Source organism: Mesorhizobium sp. XAP4, assembly GCF_029269325.1.
GTDB lineage: Bacteria > Pseudomonadota > Alphaproteobacteria > Rhizobiales > Rhizobiaceae > Mesorhizobium > Mesorhizobium ciceri.
Genome location: NZ_JARIXW010000004.1, coordinates 766,332 through 780,357 on the forward strand (window position 1 = coordinate 766,332; position 14,026 = coordinate 780,357).

Genomic DNA, 14,026 nt, shown 5'->3' on the forward strand with positions numbered 1-14,026 from the left:
GGGTCAACTCCGCGTCCAGACCCTGCGCATCGTCCACCTGTCGGCGGCGCCCCAGCCATATTTGTAGGCCTCCCGGCCGCGCAGGAAATCGAACTCGCGCGCATCTTCGCGGATCGACTCCGCGATTGCGTGGCCAATCAGGATCGCGCCCGGGCTCTCCTCGGCATAAGCAGGGTCGAACCCGCCCAGATAAGCGTAGGCACGGCCGCGGTGGTGAAATCCGTAATAGGCACCGATGGTCCTGCCATCGATCGCGAGCAGCCAGCATCGCACCAGACCATGAGCATCGAGCAAGGGAAGCGAGAGCCGATGGAATTGCTCGACGGCGGGGTTGGCCAACACCCCCCCTCCGTGTTCGGCCCATCGCACATTGTGCAGGCGGATCAATTGATCGAGGAAGGTTTGCGGACTGCCGCTTGCCGATGACAGCGCAATCCGGCCGCATCTTGATGCGGCCTGGCGCGCCCGACGCAACTGGCGTCTGCGTCTTGCGGGGACGCAGCCTGCCAGCGTTTCGTCGCCGGCGATGGCGAGCACGGGGCAGGCGGCATGGGCGGTCGGCCGATCCATCTCGGGATGCTTCATCGCAAGGGCGACGCTGTCCTGCGGCAAGTCCGACAAGATCCATTGCGCCCACCCGATCGAGAAGATCGACTCGCTGATAATGCCGACAACCTCGGCTTCGATCCCAGGGACAGCCAGGATGTCCAGATAGTCGCTGAGCGAAATGCCGACCGGAAGCAGCTTCGAACCGGCCGTCCCGTGCTCGAGATAGAGCGGCGCCAGCCCGACCAGATCGCCGCCGCGCCAGACCGCGACTGTCGCCAGTTCACCGGGTGCGAATGCGTGCCACCATGGCACCAGCCAGGCGGGAGATTGAAACGGCGTCGCCGAGGGACTCTGCTGCCACAGTTTCCACCAGTGCGGCGTCAAGGCGTCGAACTGCGCGGGGTCACCGATGATTTCGCAGCGCAGCACCGCTTTGCTCACGGCGTCGCAGCCAAGCGCCGGCGACCAGTGCCAAGCTGTGCCAGCGCCTGATAGGCATCCATGTAAGACGAGATCATCCGTTCCAGCGAAAATCGCCGTCGCGCTTCGGCCCTGCATGTCTCGGTATCCAAGCTGGGCGCCGCAAGAATGGCTTGGGCCATCTCGTCGACCGTGTCGACGAGAAAGCCCGTTCTGCCGTGCTCTATGACGTCGGGAAGCGCACCATTTGGAAAGGCGACTACCGGGGTCCCGCAGGCGAGGGCCTCCATGGCCACAAGCGAGCTGGTCTCGGCTGCGAGGCTCGGAATGACCAGACAGCGCGCTGCGTTGAGAAAGCGTCGCTTGGCGGTGAAGCCGAGCGGGCCAAGGAAGCGGCGGCGGCCATCGAGGCGAGATTGGACCTCGTCGCGAAAGTACCGCGTATGTGTTTCGTAGGGATAGACCTTACCGCCGACGACCAGCGGAACGCCTGCCAGTTTGGCTGCATCGAGCGCCAGGTGAATGCCCTTCTCCGGGCAAACCCGGCTCAGAACCAGGGCAAAGTCGCGCTTCGGCTGCGGCAGGTTCAGTGCTTGGATGTCGACGCCGTTCGGAATCGGTGCCGTCAGCCTGGCGCCTGATGGCGCGGTTTTCTGCTGGCTGGGCGAGACCGCATGAAGCCAGAGGTCGCCACGCGTCGGGCGCAATGCCGCGGCCGGATACCAATCCAACGGCAGGTGGAGGGTCACCAAGGTAGGACCATCGTCGGGCAGATAAGCGTCGAAATCGATGCCGTGCAGATGAACCACATCGATGTGCCATCGGGTGCGGGCAGCGGCGATCGCTTTGCGATGGGCCTCTTGCGCGCGGCGCTTCGCCGCCTCGTCGAGCATGCCGTTTTCGGCCGGTATTTCCACAAGCGTGCCGCTCGTGCTGGAGCCACGGCAAGCAATGACGATAGATCGATGGCCGGCGTGAACCAATGCCCGATCGAGCATCGACAGAACCTGTTCGGCACCGCCGACAGCGTCGGGTCCGACGGGCGCGAGAGGGTAGGCGACATTGAGGACGGTGAGTGTCGCGGCCGGTTGCGTCCCGGTGCCCTGCGCCGCATCCCCACCTGTCAGTGGTGTTGCGCAGTCCGGCATCTGATGCATGGGCAGCATGACGATTTCACGCGGCCGAGGCCCGCCGCGTGGGGAGCGAGGCGGATGTCATGCCAGGCGCATAGCGGCGGATCATGGTTGAGCAGAATTCCGCGAACTCCTCCGGCACAAGTGGCGGGCTGGTGTGGTGGGGCATCATTCCGCGATGCTGAGGTGTGAAGCAGAAGGTGACCGTCACGTCGAAATCGGCGAGTGCTTCCATCTGCCGGTCGAACCAGTCCAGCGCATTCGGCCGAAAACTGTCTGCCCAGGAAAGCCCGGTACGCATATTGGTGACACCCAGCCGCTTCATCCAGGCGACGGCGTCGTCCAGCCGCGGATCTTCGAAATGAAACCACTGCACCAGTCCCATTGCGGGTGTATAGCGCAGGAATTCCTCCAGCGCGGGCTTTGGCGTGCCGTCCTGGCGCAGCAGCCCCATATGGAAATGACGGTAATAAGAGGAGCCTTCGGCTTCGCGGTGACGCGTCGTTGCTTCCCATTCACGCGGAAGATCGTAGAGGCTGTACCACTGGACGCGTGGTGCATTGCCGAGCAGCAATTCAGCTGTTCGCTTGAGCCCCCAGACCTGGATTTCCTCGGCGCCGAAGGTCGATACGCCGACTTCGCTGACCCAGATGGGAAGGTCGGTGACGGTCGCGATCTCGCCGATCTTCTGCGGCCATTCCTGGATTTGCCACAGGTTCCAGTCGAGCGGAAAGCCGTGCACGGCGACGGCGTCGACATGATCCAGCACGCCGAATTCCTTCATGCGGGTGATGAATCCCGGGTCTATCGGCGAGATGCCACCGAGCACTTTGGTCAAAGCCGGGTTTTCAGATGCGATTGCGTCCGCCGCCAGGATTGCCATCCTGGCGAAGCGGCTCCAGTCGGGGTCGAGCTCGGGATCCCAATGCGATTTGTTGTTGGGCTCGTTCCAGATCATCGCGGCTTCAATCATGGCGCTGTCCTTTCGAGGGGTAGACGGGACCGCCACTGGCCGGGTCGCCTGCGGCCCGGCAGAAATAGACCTCCTGCTCGGGGTGCAGAACGATCTCGAAACCGGCGCTGCGCAGCATCGCTTCGGTGCAGGCTCGATTGGGTATCCACCAGTTGGTCGGGTCGTCGGCATAGCGGTGCTCGATGAAATGGAGCTTGGGAAATTCCGGCCGGTCGAACAGGTCATGCGTCCAGAAATGATAGTTCTCTTCCATCTCGGGAAGATCGGTGCTGCCGCGCTGCATGGACTGGAAGATCATCAGATCACCGGCGACATGCTCACGGATAAGGTCGAGCGCAAGCAACGGATGGCGCAAGTGATAAAGCACCCCCATGAACAGCACGATATCGAATGTTTCGCGCAGGGCGCCGACGTCGTAGACCGACAGTTTCTGGAATTCGATCTCGCAATTGGCGATCTCGGCGGCAAAGCGGGCCTGCGCCAGATAAGCCTCATCGAAATCAATGCCGAGGACACGGGCAGCACCTCGCCGTTTCATCTCGATGGAATAGAAGCCGGCATTGCAGCCGATGTCCAACACCGTCTTGCCTGTCAGATCCGCGGGAATGGCCTCGGCGAATTTGCGCCATTTGATCAGCGGGTAATTGCCGAGAAAATGGTTGGGAGCGGTTTCGACACCGGCCAGTTCCATGTTGTGGAACCATGGGCCGAGAGCATCGATACGGCGGCGGATTTCGGCATGGGAATGCAGCATGGTCAGGCTCCTTCGCCGGGAACGACAGGCACATGCGGGTGTGCTCCACCCACAAGCATGGCGGTTTGGCGTTGTTCGGATGCGACGCCCTCTTCGAGCAGCCGAAGAGCCGTGCGATAGCCGTTGAAGGTGCCGACATCGACGTAGGAGACTCCGGCCCTGACACCGTAGGCTTCGCCGCCGGCAGCCAGATAGGCATTGATCAGGGTGCCGATATATTCGTCACGCCGGTCCCGTTCACGCCAGAGTGCAGCGAGCTGGTGCAAGATCCGGCCCGGCATCTTGAACGCCCCCCAGATCCAGTTCGTGGCAGCGTCTTGCCGCTTGACCTGAATTTCCTTCACCCGATCTCCCTCGTCGAGAACCACGGCATCGAAAAATTCCGGGCGGTCCACCGGGAAGAGCAGAAACGATAGGGAACTATCCGGCAGGCAGGAGAAGCCGTCCTCGGGGAACCAGATCGTATCGGGCAAACCAATCAAAACCGTCTCGTCGGGCGCGACGAGAGGCGCTGCCCGAAAAATCGCATCGCAAAGTCCAACAGGGTTGGGCTGCACCACGAACAGAGCGGCAGCGTCACCATAGCCGGCGGCGTAATATTCGAGAATGTCGGATTTGCCCGATCCGATGATGAAACAGATCTTGTCGACGCCGGCGCGCACCATCCGCCGCACCAGGTACTCGCTCACCGCGCAGGGACGCTCCGTCTGTCCATCGATCCGACTGCCTACCGGCAGCAGCTCTTTCGAGAAGCCGAGCGGTTGAATGCGGCTGCCGCGCCCGGCAGCGGGCACAATGCCCAACATCAGACTGCTTCCATCATCGGTTCGCGGGGAGATCTTTGAAAGGCGTCGTTTAGAATGTGGTCCAGCTCCGCCGCGCGCCGGGCAGAAGTGTGTTCGTCCAGAACCCGTTCGCGCGCACGGGTTTTGATGGCATCGAGTTCATCTGCCGGCAAGGCGAGCGCCGCGACCACGTCATCGGTGTCGTGGGCCAGCAGGATCTCGCTGCCGGGTTCGAAGAAGCTGCTCAGGCCAGGCCAGGTGTCGGTTATGATCGGCACCCCGCATGCCGCCGCTTCGAACAACCGGCCCGAAGGACACCAGCCTTTTTGCACCATCGCCTCGCGGGTGACATTCAGCGTCAGTCGGGAGGATGAGAAAAACGCCGGATGATCGGCCGGTGGCAGATGCCTGACGAAGAAGATGTTGTCGCCCCACGGGAATTCCTGCGGATACTGTGCGCCGCCGATGATGAAGCGTTGATCCGGTAGACGCGCGGCGGTGCGGACCAGAAGCTTTTCGACGCCGGCCTGGCGATCCGCCGCGTAGGTCCCGAGATAGGACAGATCACCGGCGAATTCGGCCCGCTTCTCTGCCGGCCGGTGTTGGTCGGGATCGACGTGCCCATAGAGCGGCAGCACATGGCGCGCACCCAGAACCGTCTTCAGCGCGTCGACCGCCGAGCCGCCGGTGTAACTTAGGACGAGGTCGAAATCGGCAAGACCCTCAGGGCCGAAATAGGGTGGACGCTCACCTTGTTCGATGCGGGCAAGCGTGACCGGCGTGTCCAGATCGTAGAACACACGCAGTCCGCGGCCTGCCTGCTGCGCCAGCCGCGAGGCGTCCACGGCGTCGGGACAATAAGAGGTGACGATAACGACATCCGATTGTTTGACTGTTTGCTCCGCGACCCGGCGGATGTCCTCCCAGTCCGGGTAGAGCACGACGTTGCCGCCGTCCAGGCGATCAAGATCGCGCGCTCCGGCATAGTAGGGCGTGTCGCGTTCGAAGAAGGTAACGGACCAGCCGCGCCGGGCGAGGGCTCGGATCAGTCCCCTCCATAAGGTGGCATGGCCGTTGCCCCATGAAGACGTGACGGTAAGACCGAAAATGACCATCTGCATCCGGCAAATCCTCGTCAGGCAACTTCGTTCAATCGGATCAGCTTCGCCCCCCAGTCCCCCGACACGATCGTCGTGATCGAAGCGGGATCAATGTCGAAGCGAAAGCAGTCGCCGGCCGGCAAGCCAAGGACCTTGCAGACGGCGGCCTTGATCACATCGGCGTGGCTGACCAGGGCGACACACTGATTCTGATGCTTCTCGTGGACAGCATTCATCACCGCGACGACGCGCTGCTGGACATCGTGCATGGTCTCGCCACTCGGTGTCCTTGCCACTTGCCGCTGATCATTCCAGGCTCGCCAGCTGGCGTCGCCATTCAGTTCATCGAAAGTCTTTCCCGACCAGTCGCCGAAGTCGATCTCGTCAAGTTCGGCGCAGATCGCGATTTCTCCGACACCGCAGGCGAGCGCAACTGGCAGCGCCGTCTCTCGGGTACGCTCGCGCGGGCTGCACAAGATCGCGACGATGGGCTCCCGGGCCATGCGGCAGCCAAGCTGCGTTGCCTGCGCCTTACCGGCATCGCCGAGGCAAACGCCGTCCATACGGCCTGCCAGATAGGAGCCGACATTTTCGTGTGCCGCATGGCGGATCAGAAAGAAGGTCGTCGTCATTCTGCGGCATCGAGCAAAGGCTCGTCCTTGCCTGCGATAAAAGCGAGCGTGCGCTGCCGCGCTTCGGCGTCGGTGAACTGTTCCGGAGGCGACTTCATAAAATAGCTGCAGGGACCGGTCAGCGCGCCAGCTATGCCGCGATCGAGCGCCAGCTTGGCGCAGCGTACCGCATCGATCACCACGCCGGCCGAGTTGGGCGAATCCCAGACCTCCAGCTTGAGCTCGGCATTGAGCGGCACGCCGCCGAAGGTCGTGCCTTCGACCCTTATATAGGCCCACTTGCGATCGGTGAGCCAAGGCACATGGTCGCTCGGGCCGACATGGATGTTGCCCGGCTCCAGGGGAACATCGAACTGGCTGGCCACGGACTGTGTCTTGGAGATTTTCTTCGATTCCAGCCGCTCGCGTTCCAGCATGTTGAGAAAATCGGTGTTGCCGCCGAAATTCAGTTGATAGGTGCGGTCGATGCGTACGCCGCGTTCACGGAAGAGATTGGCTAGCAACCGATGCACGATGGTCGCGCCGACCTGGCTCTTGATGTCGTCGCCGACCAGCGGCAGCCCGCGCTGCTCAAAGCGCCGTCGCCATTCCGGACGTGAGGCGATAAAGACCGGTATGCAATTGACGAAGGCGCAGCCGGCCTCGAGTGCGCATTCGGCATAGAAGCAGGTCGCCTCCTCGGAACCCACCGGCAGGTAGGAAACCAGCACGTCAGCGCTGCTGTCACGCAGGATCTCGGTGACATTGGCAGCCGGCTCGGGAGCTTCTTCAATCTCGTCGCGCAAATATTTGCCGATCCCGTCCAGCGTCGGTCCGCGCTCGACGCGAACGCCGGTTGTCATGGCGTCGGCAAAGCGGAACGTGTTGTTGGGGGCGGCGTAGATCGCTTCCGCGACGTCGAGGCCAACCTTGCTCTTGGCGACATCGAATGCGCAGACAATCTCGATGTCGTCGACATGGTAACCGCCGAGGTCGGCATGCATCAGCCCAGGGATTGGTTCGTTGCTTTTAGCGTGACGATAGAACGAGAGGCCCTGCACCAGGGAGGATGCGCAATTGCCGACCCCAACGATACCAACACGAACCTTTTTCGATCCCACGAAACCGCCACCCTATGTTGTTCAAAGGTAAGTTCCTGGCGCCGAACCATCAGCTTGCCGGAATGTTCCTCCGCCCATCGAAAAATTGCGCGAGACAGCATGGATCGAAGCCGCATCCGATGCGTTCCCGCACGGCAAGCATTGGAAACCGATCGATGATCGTCTACGGCGACCACAAGCGGACGCAGGACGCACAACAGCTTCGCGAAGCAGCAGGCGAAATGGCCGTAAGACTTGATCGGATGTCTCATGGCATCCGACGCCATGCTGCATTGGTCGGACTGTTCATCAGCGTGTCGGAGCTGGTTCAGGCGCTTGCCGACGTCGATTTCGAAACCTGCGGCATCGACATTTTTTCGCCACGGCAACAGCAAGGCGCCAGGCTGCTGGTCGGGCTTGCCGCCGAGGTAGCGAAGTCGTGGCGAAGCGGTTTCAACGTTGGCGGTGGCATCGATCCGGGACTTCTCAAGCTGCTGGCCGGGCTCGACTGTCAGGCCGAGGTTCTGACCGGCTCCGCTGAGGGTTATGCGCATTATGCGCTTTATCCCGAAAGCTATTTGGACGCGGCGCAGAAGTCGGCGCTCGATGCGAACACATGCGTTATCGGTGTCCGCAGCATTGGCCTTGGGCTCGCAGCTATGGTGGCGGCCTCGATTGGCGCGCCGGCGCCATTCAGCGTTCGTCCGATCGGCCATCCCTTCCACAGGCACATCAACGCCGATCCGCGGTCGATCACCGCCTGGAAGAACGATCCATCGGCGCGTTTCGCCGTTGTCGACGAGGGTCCCGGCCTGTCCGGCAGTTCGATGCATGCCGTTGTCGTTTGGCTGCGTGAACTGGATGTCGATACGGACCGCATTCACCTGTTTCCCAGCCATTCAGGCGGCCCGGGCAGCGAAGCGTCGCCGGAGGCTCGGGAAACGTGGTCGCGCTGTCCGAAACATGTGGCGACGGCGTTTGAATGCACCTTCTCCGAAAGCTCGAAAATTCCCACGCTGCGCGATTGGGTGGCCGAGGCGGTCGGCAGGCCGGAATTAAACCTGACCGAACTATCTGGTGGCGAGTGGCGGGCCGCCCACTATGCCGACGAAGGACGCTGGCCGCCGAGCCCACGCGGTACCGAGCGGCGTAAATTCCTGGCGTCCGCAGGGCGTGACCGCTGGCTCGTCAAATTCGCCGGCCTCGGCGAAACCGGACTGCGCAAGAAACGAGCCGCGGCGATGTTGCATGAAGCCGGCTTCGGATCGCAAGTTGTCGCGCTTTGCCATGGCTTTCTGGTTGAACGGTGGATTGACGGCAGCACGATGGATCAGGCGCCGCTGCCCAGGGAAAGACTGATCGCGGAGCTCACAAACTACCTGACCTGGCGTGCGCTCAATCTTCGAACTTGCGAACCGGGTGCATCATTGCTTGCGCTCGCGGAGATGGCTGTTTCCAATGCCTCGGAAGCCATGGGCGAGAAACGCGCAGCGACGTTGCGCGGTTGGCTCTCGAAACCGACCTCCGCGCATGTGCTGCAGCGCGTTGAAATCGACGGAAAGCTTCAACCGTGGGAGTTTCTCGTTCGTGCAGATGGCACGGTGCTCAAGACAGATGCTGTTGACCACTGCCGGGCACATGATTTGATCGGCTGCCAACCGATTGAGTGGGACATTGCCGGCGCCCGCGTCGAGTATGGACTGTCCGACAGCGATGTGAGGACCTTGGTCGAGGGAATGGAACTTGCCATCGACCGTGACCACATCGGCTTTTTCGAACCATGCTATTTGGCATTCCAACTCGGGCTCTGGAGCACGGCTGCGCAATCCGAAAACGGCGGGGAAAAAACAAGGCTGGCCGAGATGGCAGACCGATATAGGATGCCGCTGATACGGTTCCTGGACGAATGCCGGATATGATCGTTCCGATCAGTCCAGCCTTCGCAGCATGTCTGCTTCCTGCTCGAGAATAGTGGCCACTTCCTCGCGCTGCAGATGCGTCATCATCAGGCTGACGCAGCACTCGAGATAGGTAATCGAGGCGCGCCGCAGATAGGCAGCGGTCTCGCGTTCGGCCATCTGGTCGATATCCCTCGAGGGGCGCTTGGGTTGCATGAGGGTGATCCTCCGTATCGGGTCCTCCTGCCAAACCACAAGCCTGGGCGGATGTTCCGCACGATCTCGGGAAAGGTTCGGTACCATCTCGCATCACGCCGGAAGGTTCTGCAGCCCTCCGGGTGCGGGCCTCGCTCTTTTGGCAAAGCCCGTCATCTGATCGCCGATGCGGCTGCCTTCGAGAGCTGCGAAATAATCGATCGTCAGCTTGAGCCCTTCGTTGAGGGGCACCTTCGGCGTCCAGCCGAGCAGCGCTTTTGCACGCGAAATATCGGGCTGCCTGCGCCGAGGATCGTCTTGCGGCAGCGGTAGAAATCTCAGATCCGATTTGGTACCCGTCATCGCCTTCACCAACGCAGCCAGTCGCACGATGGTGAATTCTCCGGGATTGCCCAGATTGACCGGCTTGCCTGGATTGGGATCGATATCCATCAGGCGCCGCAATCCATCGATCTGATCGGAGACATAGCAGAAGGATCGCGTCTGCAAGCCGTCGCCGAAGATCGTCAGGGGACGTTTCTCGAGCGCCTGCATGATCAGGTTCGAGACGATGCGGCCGTCCGCCGGATCCATTCTCGGACCGTAGGTGTTGAAGATGCGCGCGACGCGCACGTCGGCTTTGCCGGCTCTCAGATAGTCGAAGCAAAGCGTTTCGGCGGTGCGTTTGCCCTCGTCGTAGCAGGCGCGCGGACCGGTGCAGTTCACGTGGCCGACATAATCCTCCCTCTGGGGATGCTGTTCCGGATCGCCATACACTTCGCTCGTCGAGGCCTGTAGCAGCCGCGCGTCATATCGGACAGCGAGTTCGAGCAGGTTGAGCGTTCCAATCACGCAGGTTCGCGTGGTGTGGATAGGGTCGGCCTGGTAACGCGGCGGCGAGGCAGCGCATGCCAGGTTGAAGATACGCTCCACGGGCTCGCCGAGATCCAATGGCCGGCAGATATCCTGCTCGATCAACCGGAAACCCGGATGGTCCATGATCGAGATGATGTTCTCCATGCGCCCAGTCAGAAAATTGTCGGCGCAGATCACGCGCCAGCCGTTGCGGAGCAATGTTTCGCAAAGATGCGAACCGAGGAATCCCGCACCGCCGGCAACAAGCACTGCCTTTGCCCTTCGCGCGTTTCGTGTTTGTCGCATCGCCGTTTTCTCCTGTCTGCTGGTCATGCTGCGCTTCCGATGTCGAAATCGAGGGCCGCCGCCCTTGGCTGTGTCAACGCCGCCACGAATTCGCGGGCCCTGGCCGCACCGGTGTGGGATGCGAGGACGCGTTCGCGGGCCCGGCGGGCCATGGCGAGGCGTGTGCGCTCGGGCTCGCCGAAGAGGATCTCGACGACATCGTCCGTTTCCCCGGCGGTGTGGATCGCGGAAGCGGGAAAGAAGCTGTCGAGCCCTGGCCAGCGATCGCTGATGATGGGCGTGCCGCAAGCAGCCGCTTCGAACAGGCGCACACTGGGCGACCATCCCGCGGCGATCATGGAACTGCGTGTGACGTTCAGCGTGTAGCGCTGACGGTTGTAGAACGCGGCATGATCGGCGGGCGGCAGATGTTCGATACGTTCGACATTGTCCGGCCAGATGATGTCGGATGGGTATTGCGAACCGGCCACGACGAAACGCCGGTCCGGCATATGCCGTGCGGGCTCGAGCAGCAGCGCGTTCAGCGTTGCCTGCCGGTCGGCACTGTAGGTGCCGAGATAGCCGAGATCCCAGCGGATCGGATCGCCGGTCCGGTGGTGCCGTTCCGGGTCGACCGAGCAGTAGAGCGGTTCGGCGCGGCGCGCGCCGAAGTCCTCCACCAGACGGCCAAGCATCGGCCCGCCGGTGAACGAGAAGTAGACGTCGAAGTAAGGAATCTGCCGCCAGCTCAGATAATCGCAATCGTCGGCTGAAAGCTGCGCCACGGTCACCGGCGTGTCGATGTCGTAAAAGCAGAAGCGCCCTTTGCAAAGTGAAGCGACGATGTCGATGACCACGCGCCCTTCCGGCACGAACGAGCCGATGACGACGATGTCGGCCTGCTCCAGGCACCGGGCGTAGTCGCGTTGTAACTCCGCGGTGGTTTCGTAGTAGCGCAAGGCGCAGAAATCCGGATCGCGCAGATCGCGGTGGTTTGCGTACCACGGCACCTCGCGCTCCAGAAAGGTCACGCGGTGGCCGAGTTCGTGCAGACCTTTCAGCAGGCCTCGAAACGTCGTGGCGTGGCCGTTTCCCCAGGATGAGGACAGCGACAGGCCAAGAAAGACGATGTCCAATTGCTTGGTCATTCCGCTGCCTCCACGGTCCCCTGCTCGAAGTGACGTTTGAAGACTGCATCGGCCACGTCCGCCCGCAACGCGTAGGTGTGATCGGCCAGCACGCGGCAAAGTGCGGCCTGGCCGATTGCCTTTGCCCGACTGGAGGTCAGCGAGCACATGATCTCGGCGACATCGCCGCCGTCGCGCGCCACCAGGATCTCCTCGCCTGGTTTCAGGAACAGTTCCACGCCCAGCCACGCATCGGTGATGAGGCAGGCGCCGGCGCCGGCCGCCTCGAAGACACGCGTGGCCGGTGAAAAACCGTTTACGGCCATGCTGTCGCGGCTGATGTTCAGAACCGCCTTGGGTGTGACGTTGAAGGCATTGTGATCGCGGGTGCCGACGTGACCGAGCCAGCCGACATTGGCGGGAAGCGGCTTGTCCCCCCAGCCCGATCCACCGAGCAGAAAACGCTGTTTCGGCAGCTGGCATGCGGGATCGAGGAAAAACGCTTCGACCCGTGCCTCACGATCCGGCAGCCTGTTGCCAAGGAACGCCAGATCGCAAGCGAAACGCGCATTGCTGGTGACCGGATAATGCGTTTGGGGATCGAGCGCATTGTAGATCGGCACGCATTCGTTCGCCCCCATGGCACGGTAGGCCCATACCACGGGGTCGCCGCCTCCATAGGTCAGCACAAGGTCGATTTCTTGCAGGGCGCTATGGAGCGGATGGTCCGGTTCGTCGCGCAACTGGGCAAGGGTTGCCGGAGCGTCCACGTCCCAGAATACCACCAAGGCGTCACTGCGGGCGTGGTCGAGAACGGCGCGCAGCAGCGCCTCGTCCTCGAAACCGACGCCACTCGCCTTGACGACGATGTCGGCGCTGGCGGCACGTGCCGCGACCTGCATCAGCGCGTGCTGGGTCGCTTCATAAACGACGACAGTGCACCAGTCAGGCGCCTCGATGTCGCGATTCTTCTGCCGGTCGTAGACGTCGGGTTCATAGAAGGTGATTTCGTAGCCCAATTGGGAAAGCGCCTTCAGCAACCCGCGATAGTAAGTCGCGGCACCGTTCCAGTAGGACGACAAAAGACTCGATCCGTAGAATGCCATCTTCATGCGGCGGCTTCCTTTGCGGTGGTGTTGTTGATGGTATGTTCGGTCGTGAATGCCGTGAGCACGCGGAACAGCTCGTCAACGCGGTGCTGGCAGGTATGCCGGGAGCGAATGGTCTCGAGGCCCGAAGTCACCAGGGAAGCCGCGAAATCCGCATCGGCCAATACCGCCCGCAAGTGTTGCCGCATCTGAGAGCCGTTCTCCGCAAACAGGAAGTCGACGCCGGGCCTGAACAACTGCTCGACATCGGACCAGGGTGCTGAAATCAGCGGAATGCCGCAGGCGAGCGCCTCGAACATCCGGATCGTCGGAATTCCAGGCAATCCCTCACGATAGGGGCGCCGTGGGATGTGAACGGTGACACGATGCGCGGCGAACGCCTTCGGCACATCGGCATTGGCGATCCATCCATCATAGCGCAGTCCGGCGGCGGCCAGGTCCGCAAGTGCGGACTTGGGATAGCGTACGCCGTGAACAGTGGCCTCGAGACCGAGATCGTGTACTGGCTCGATCAGAAATTCCTTGAGTTCGGCAGTCCGCTCATCGTCGCCCCAGTTTCCAATCCAGACCAGATCGGACATGGGATGGATTCCTGGGTGCGGCTTGAACAGGCGATCGTCCGCGGCTTCATGCCAGGTGAAGACGCGCTTGCCCCAGCCGGCGCGCAGATAGCTCTCGCGCAACGCTTCGCCAAAGGCGAGGACGCCGTCATAGTGCTCCAACCGTAGCGCCGAGATTGCCTCGGTCGCCGATACGGCCCGGTGATGGGTGTCATGAAACAGAAGGATGAAGTTGCCGCCAGCGGCCCGGGCCCGGCCGATGCGTGCGACAAGCTCCGGATCCGTCCACTCATGAACGATCACAACGTCGGCCTCGGCGATCCAGGCCTCGTGATCGAACCCGGCATCGTAGGTAACCGGCATCAACTCTGGGAAATCCTTGCGGAAGCGTTCGATGGCGAAGGATCCCTTCTCGGCCAACAGGTTCGAACGGCTCCAGCCGTCGGACGGCTCCAGCGCGACTGCCTGGTGCTGGCGCGCGATCAGATCCCGCATGATACCGCGCAGGAAATGGGCATTGCCGTGGTTCCAGTCGGATACGACCGAGTGGGTGTAGAACAAAAAGCGCATGG

General features: G+C 62.1%; 14 protein-coding genes. 1 reads left to right on the forward strand and 13 read right to left on the reverse strand.

All coding sequences use genetic code 11. From position 1 onward, the window contains the following. Positions 1 to 3: 3 nt before the first annotated feature. From P3C39_RS21150 to P3C39_RS21185, 8 genes are read right to left on the reverse strand one after another with little or no spacing between them, the layout of a single operon-like run. Positions 4 to 990, reverse strand: a complete 987-nt coding sequence (locus P3C39_RS21150) for a GNAT family N-acetyltransferase (protein ID WP_275953917.1) — start codon at positions 988 to 990, stop codon at positions 4 to 6. Next, the gene (locus P3C39_RS21155) at positions 987 to 2,135 is read right to left on the reverse strand and encodes a glycosyltransferase family 4 protein (protein ID WP_275953916.1); all 1,149 of its coding nucleotides are present in this window, start codon (positions 2,133 to 2,135) and stop codon (positions 987 to 989) included. The genes P3C39_RS21150 and P3C39_RS21155 overlap by 4 nt, the downstream gene beginning before the upstream one ends. Before the next feature lie 7 nt (positions 2,136 to 2,142). Further along, complete coding sequence (locus P3C39_RS21160; protein WP_027164026.1) at positions 2,143 to 3,075, reverse strand: beta-xylosidase; 933 nt, start codon at positions 3,073 to 3,075, stop codon at positions 2,143 to 2,145. After that, positions 3,068 to 3,829 (reverse strand): TIGR04290 family methyltransferase, encoded by a 762-nt coding sequence (locus P3C39_RS21165; protein ID WP_013533206.1) that lies wholly within the window; start codon positions 3,827 to 3,829, stop codon positions 3,068 to 3,070. The genes P3C39_RS21160 and P3C39_RS21165 overlap by 8 nt, the downstream gene beginning before the upstream one ends. A 2-nt stretch (positions 3,830 to 3,831) precedes the next feature. Next, positions 3,832 to 4,635 carry a sugar phosphate nucleotidyltransferase gene (locus P3C39_RS21170; RefSeq protein ID WP_024502357.1) on the reverse strand — a complete coding sequence of 268 codons (804 nt, stop codon included), beginning with the start codon at positions 4,633 to 4,635 and terminating at the stop codon, positions 3,832 to 3,834. Next, on the reverse strand, positions 4,635 to 5,735 hold the full coding sequence (locus P3C39_RS21175) for a glycosyltransferase (RefSeq protein WP_127368127.1): 1,101 nt from the start codon (positions 5,733 to 5,735) through the stop codon (positions 4,635 to 4,637). The genes P3C39_RS21170 and P3C39_RS21175 overlap by 1 nt, the downstream gene beginning before the upstream one ends. Positions 5,736 to 5,749: 14 nt before the next feature. Next, a complete protein-coding gene (locus P3C39_RS21180; protein ID WP_024502359.1) occupies positions 5,750 to 6,346 on the reverse strand; it encodes a histidine phosphatase family protein in 597 nt (198 codons plus the stop codon). Next, a complete protein-coding gene (locus P3C39_RS21185) occupies positions 6,343 to 7,446 on the reverse strand; it encodes an inositol-3-phosphate synthase (protein WP_275953915.1) in 1,104 nt (367 codons plus the stop codon). The genes P3C39_RS21180 and P3C39_RS21185 overlap by 4 nt, the downstream gene beginning before the upstream one ends. Between P3C39_RS21185 and P3C39_RS21190 the strand changes: the two genes are divergently transcribed. Then, positions 7,395 to 9,344 (forward strand): hypothetical protein, encoded by a 1,950-nt coding sequence (locus P3C39_RS21190; RefSeq protein ID WP_275953914.1) that lies wholly within the window; start codon positions 7,395 to 7,397, stop codon positions 9,342 to 9,344. The two genes, P3C39_RS21185 and P3C39_RS21190, sit on opposite strands and share 52 nt — an antisense overlap. Positions 9,345 to 9,353: 9 nt before the next feature. On the opposite strand, the gene P3C39_RS21195 is transcribed toward P3C39_RS21190, so the two are convergent. The 5 genes from P3C39_RS21195 to P3C39_RS21215 all read right to left on the reverse strand — a co-directional run bounded on the left by P3C39_RS21195 (position 9,354) and on the right by P3C39_RS21215 (position 14,024). Then, positions 9,354 to 9,539, reverse strand: coding sequence for a hypothetical protein (locus P3C39_RS21195; protein ID WP_013533200.1), 186 nt, complete (start codon positions 9,537 to 9,539; stop codon positions 9,354 to 9,356). Positions 9,540 to 9,632: 93 nt separating this feature from the next. Then, a complete protein-coding gene (locus P3C39_RS21200; protein ID WP_013533199.1) occupies positions 9,633 to 10,679 on the reverse strand; it encodes a UDP-glucuronic acid decarboxylase family protein in 1,047 nt (348 codons plus the stop codon). A gap of 23 nt (positions 10,680 to 10,702) precedes the next feature. Then, the gene (locus P3C39_RS21205) at positions 10,703 to 11,806 is read right to left on the reverse strand and encodes a glycosyltransferase (RefSeq protein ID WP_275953913.1); all 1,104 of its coding nucleotides are present in this window, start codon (positions 11,804 to 11,806) and stop codon (positions 10,703 to 10,705) included. Next, a complete protein-coding gene (locus P3C39_RS21210; RefSeq protein ID WP_013533197.1) occupies positions 11,803 to 12,897 on the reverse strand; it encodes a glycosyltransferase in 1,095 nt (364 codons plus the stop codon). The genes P3C39_RS21205 and P3C39_RS21210 overlap by 4 nt, the downstream gene beginning before the upstream one ends. After that, on the reverse strand, positions 12,894 to 14,024 hold the full coding sequence (locus P3C39_RS21215; RefSeq protein WP_275953912.1) for a glycosyltransferase: 1,131 nt from the start codon (positions 14,022 to 14,024) through the stop codon (positions 12,894 to 12,896). Before P3C39_RS21215 ends, P3C39_RS21210 begins: the two co-directional genes overlap by 4 nt. Positions 14,025 to 14,026 lie beyond the last annotated feature (2 nt).

Bases quoted from the DNA above. Each gene is read 5' to 3' on its own strand.
- P3C39_RS21155 (WP_275953916.1), bottom strand. From the start codon at position 2,135: ATGCTGCCCATGCATCAGATGCCGGACTGCGCAACACCACTGACAGGT.
- P3C39_RS21160 (WP_027164026.1), bottom strand. From the start codon at position 3,075: ATGATTGAAGCCGCGATGATCTGGAACGAGCCCAACAACAAATCGCAT.
- P3C39_RS21165 (WP_013533206.1), bottom strand. From the start codon at position 3,829: ATGCTGCATTCCCATGCCGAAATCCGCCGCCGTATCGATGCTCTCGGC.
- P3C39_RS21170 (WP_024502357.1), bottom strand. From the start codon at position 4,635: ATGTTGGGCATTGTGCCCGCTGCCGGGCGCGGCAGCCGCATTCAACCG.
- P3C39_RS21175 (WP_127368127.1), bottom strand. From the start codon at position 5,735: ATGCAGATGGTCATTTTCGGTCTTACCGTCACGTCTTCATGGGGCAAC.
- P3C39_RS21180 (WP_024502359.1), bottom strand. From the start codon at position 6,346: ATGACGACGACCTTCTTTCTGATCCGCCATGCGGCACACGAAAATGTC.
- P3C39_RS21190 (WP_275953914.1), top strand. From the start codon at position 7,395: ATGCGCAATTGCCGACCCCAACGATACCAACACGAACCTTTTTCGATC.
- P3C39_RS21195 (WP_013533200.1), bottom strand. From the start codon at position 9,539: ATGCAACCCAAGCGCCCCTCGAGGGATATCGACCAGATGGCCGAACGC.
- P3C39_RS21200 (WP_013533199.1), bottom strand. From the start codon at position 10,679: ATGCGACAAACACGAAACGCGCGAAGGGCAAAGGCAGTGCTTGTTGCC.
- P3C39_RS21205 (WP_275953913.1), bottom strand. From the start codon at position 11,806: ATGACCAAGCAATTGGACATCGTCTTTCTTGGCCTGTCGCTGTCCTCA.
- P3C39_RS21210 (WP_013533197.1), bottom strand. From the start codon at position 12,897: ATGAAGATGGCATTCTACGGATCGAGTCTTTTGTCGTCCTACTGGAAC.
- P3C39_RS21215 (WP_275953912.1), bottom strand. From the start codon at position 14,024: ATGCGCTTTTTGTTCTACACCCACTCGGTCGTATCCGACTGGAACCAC.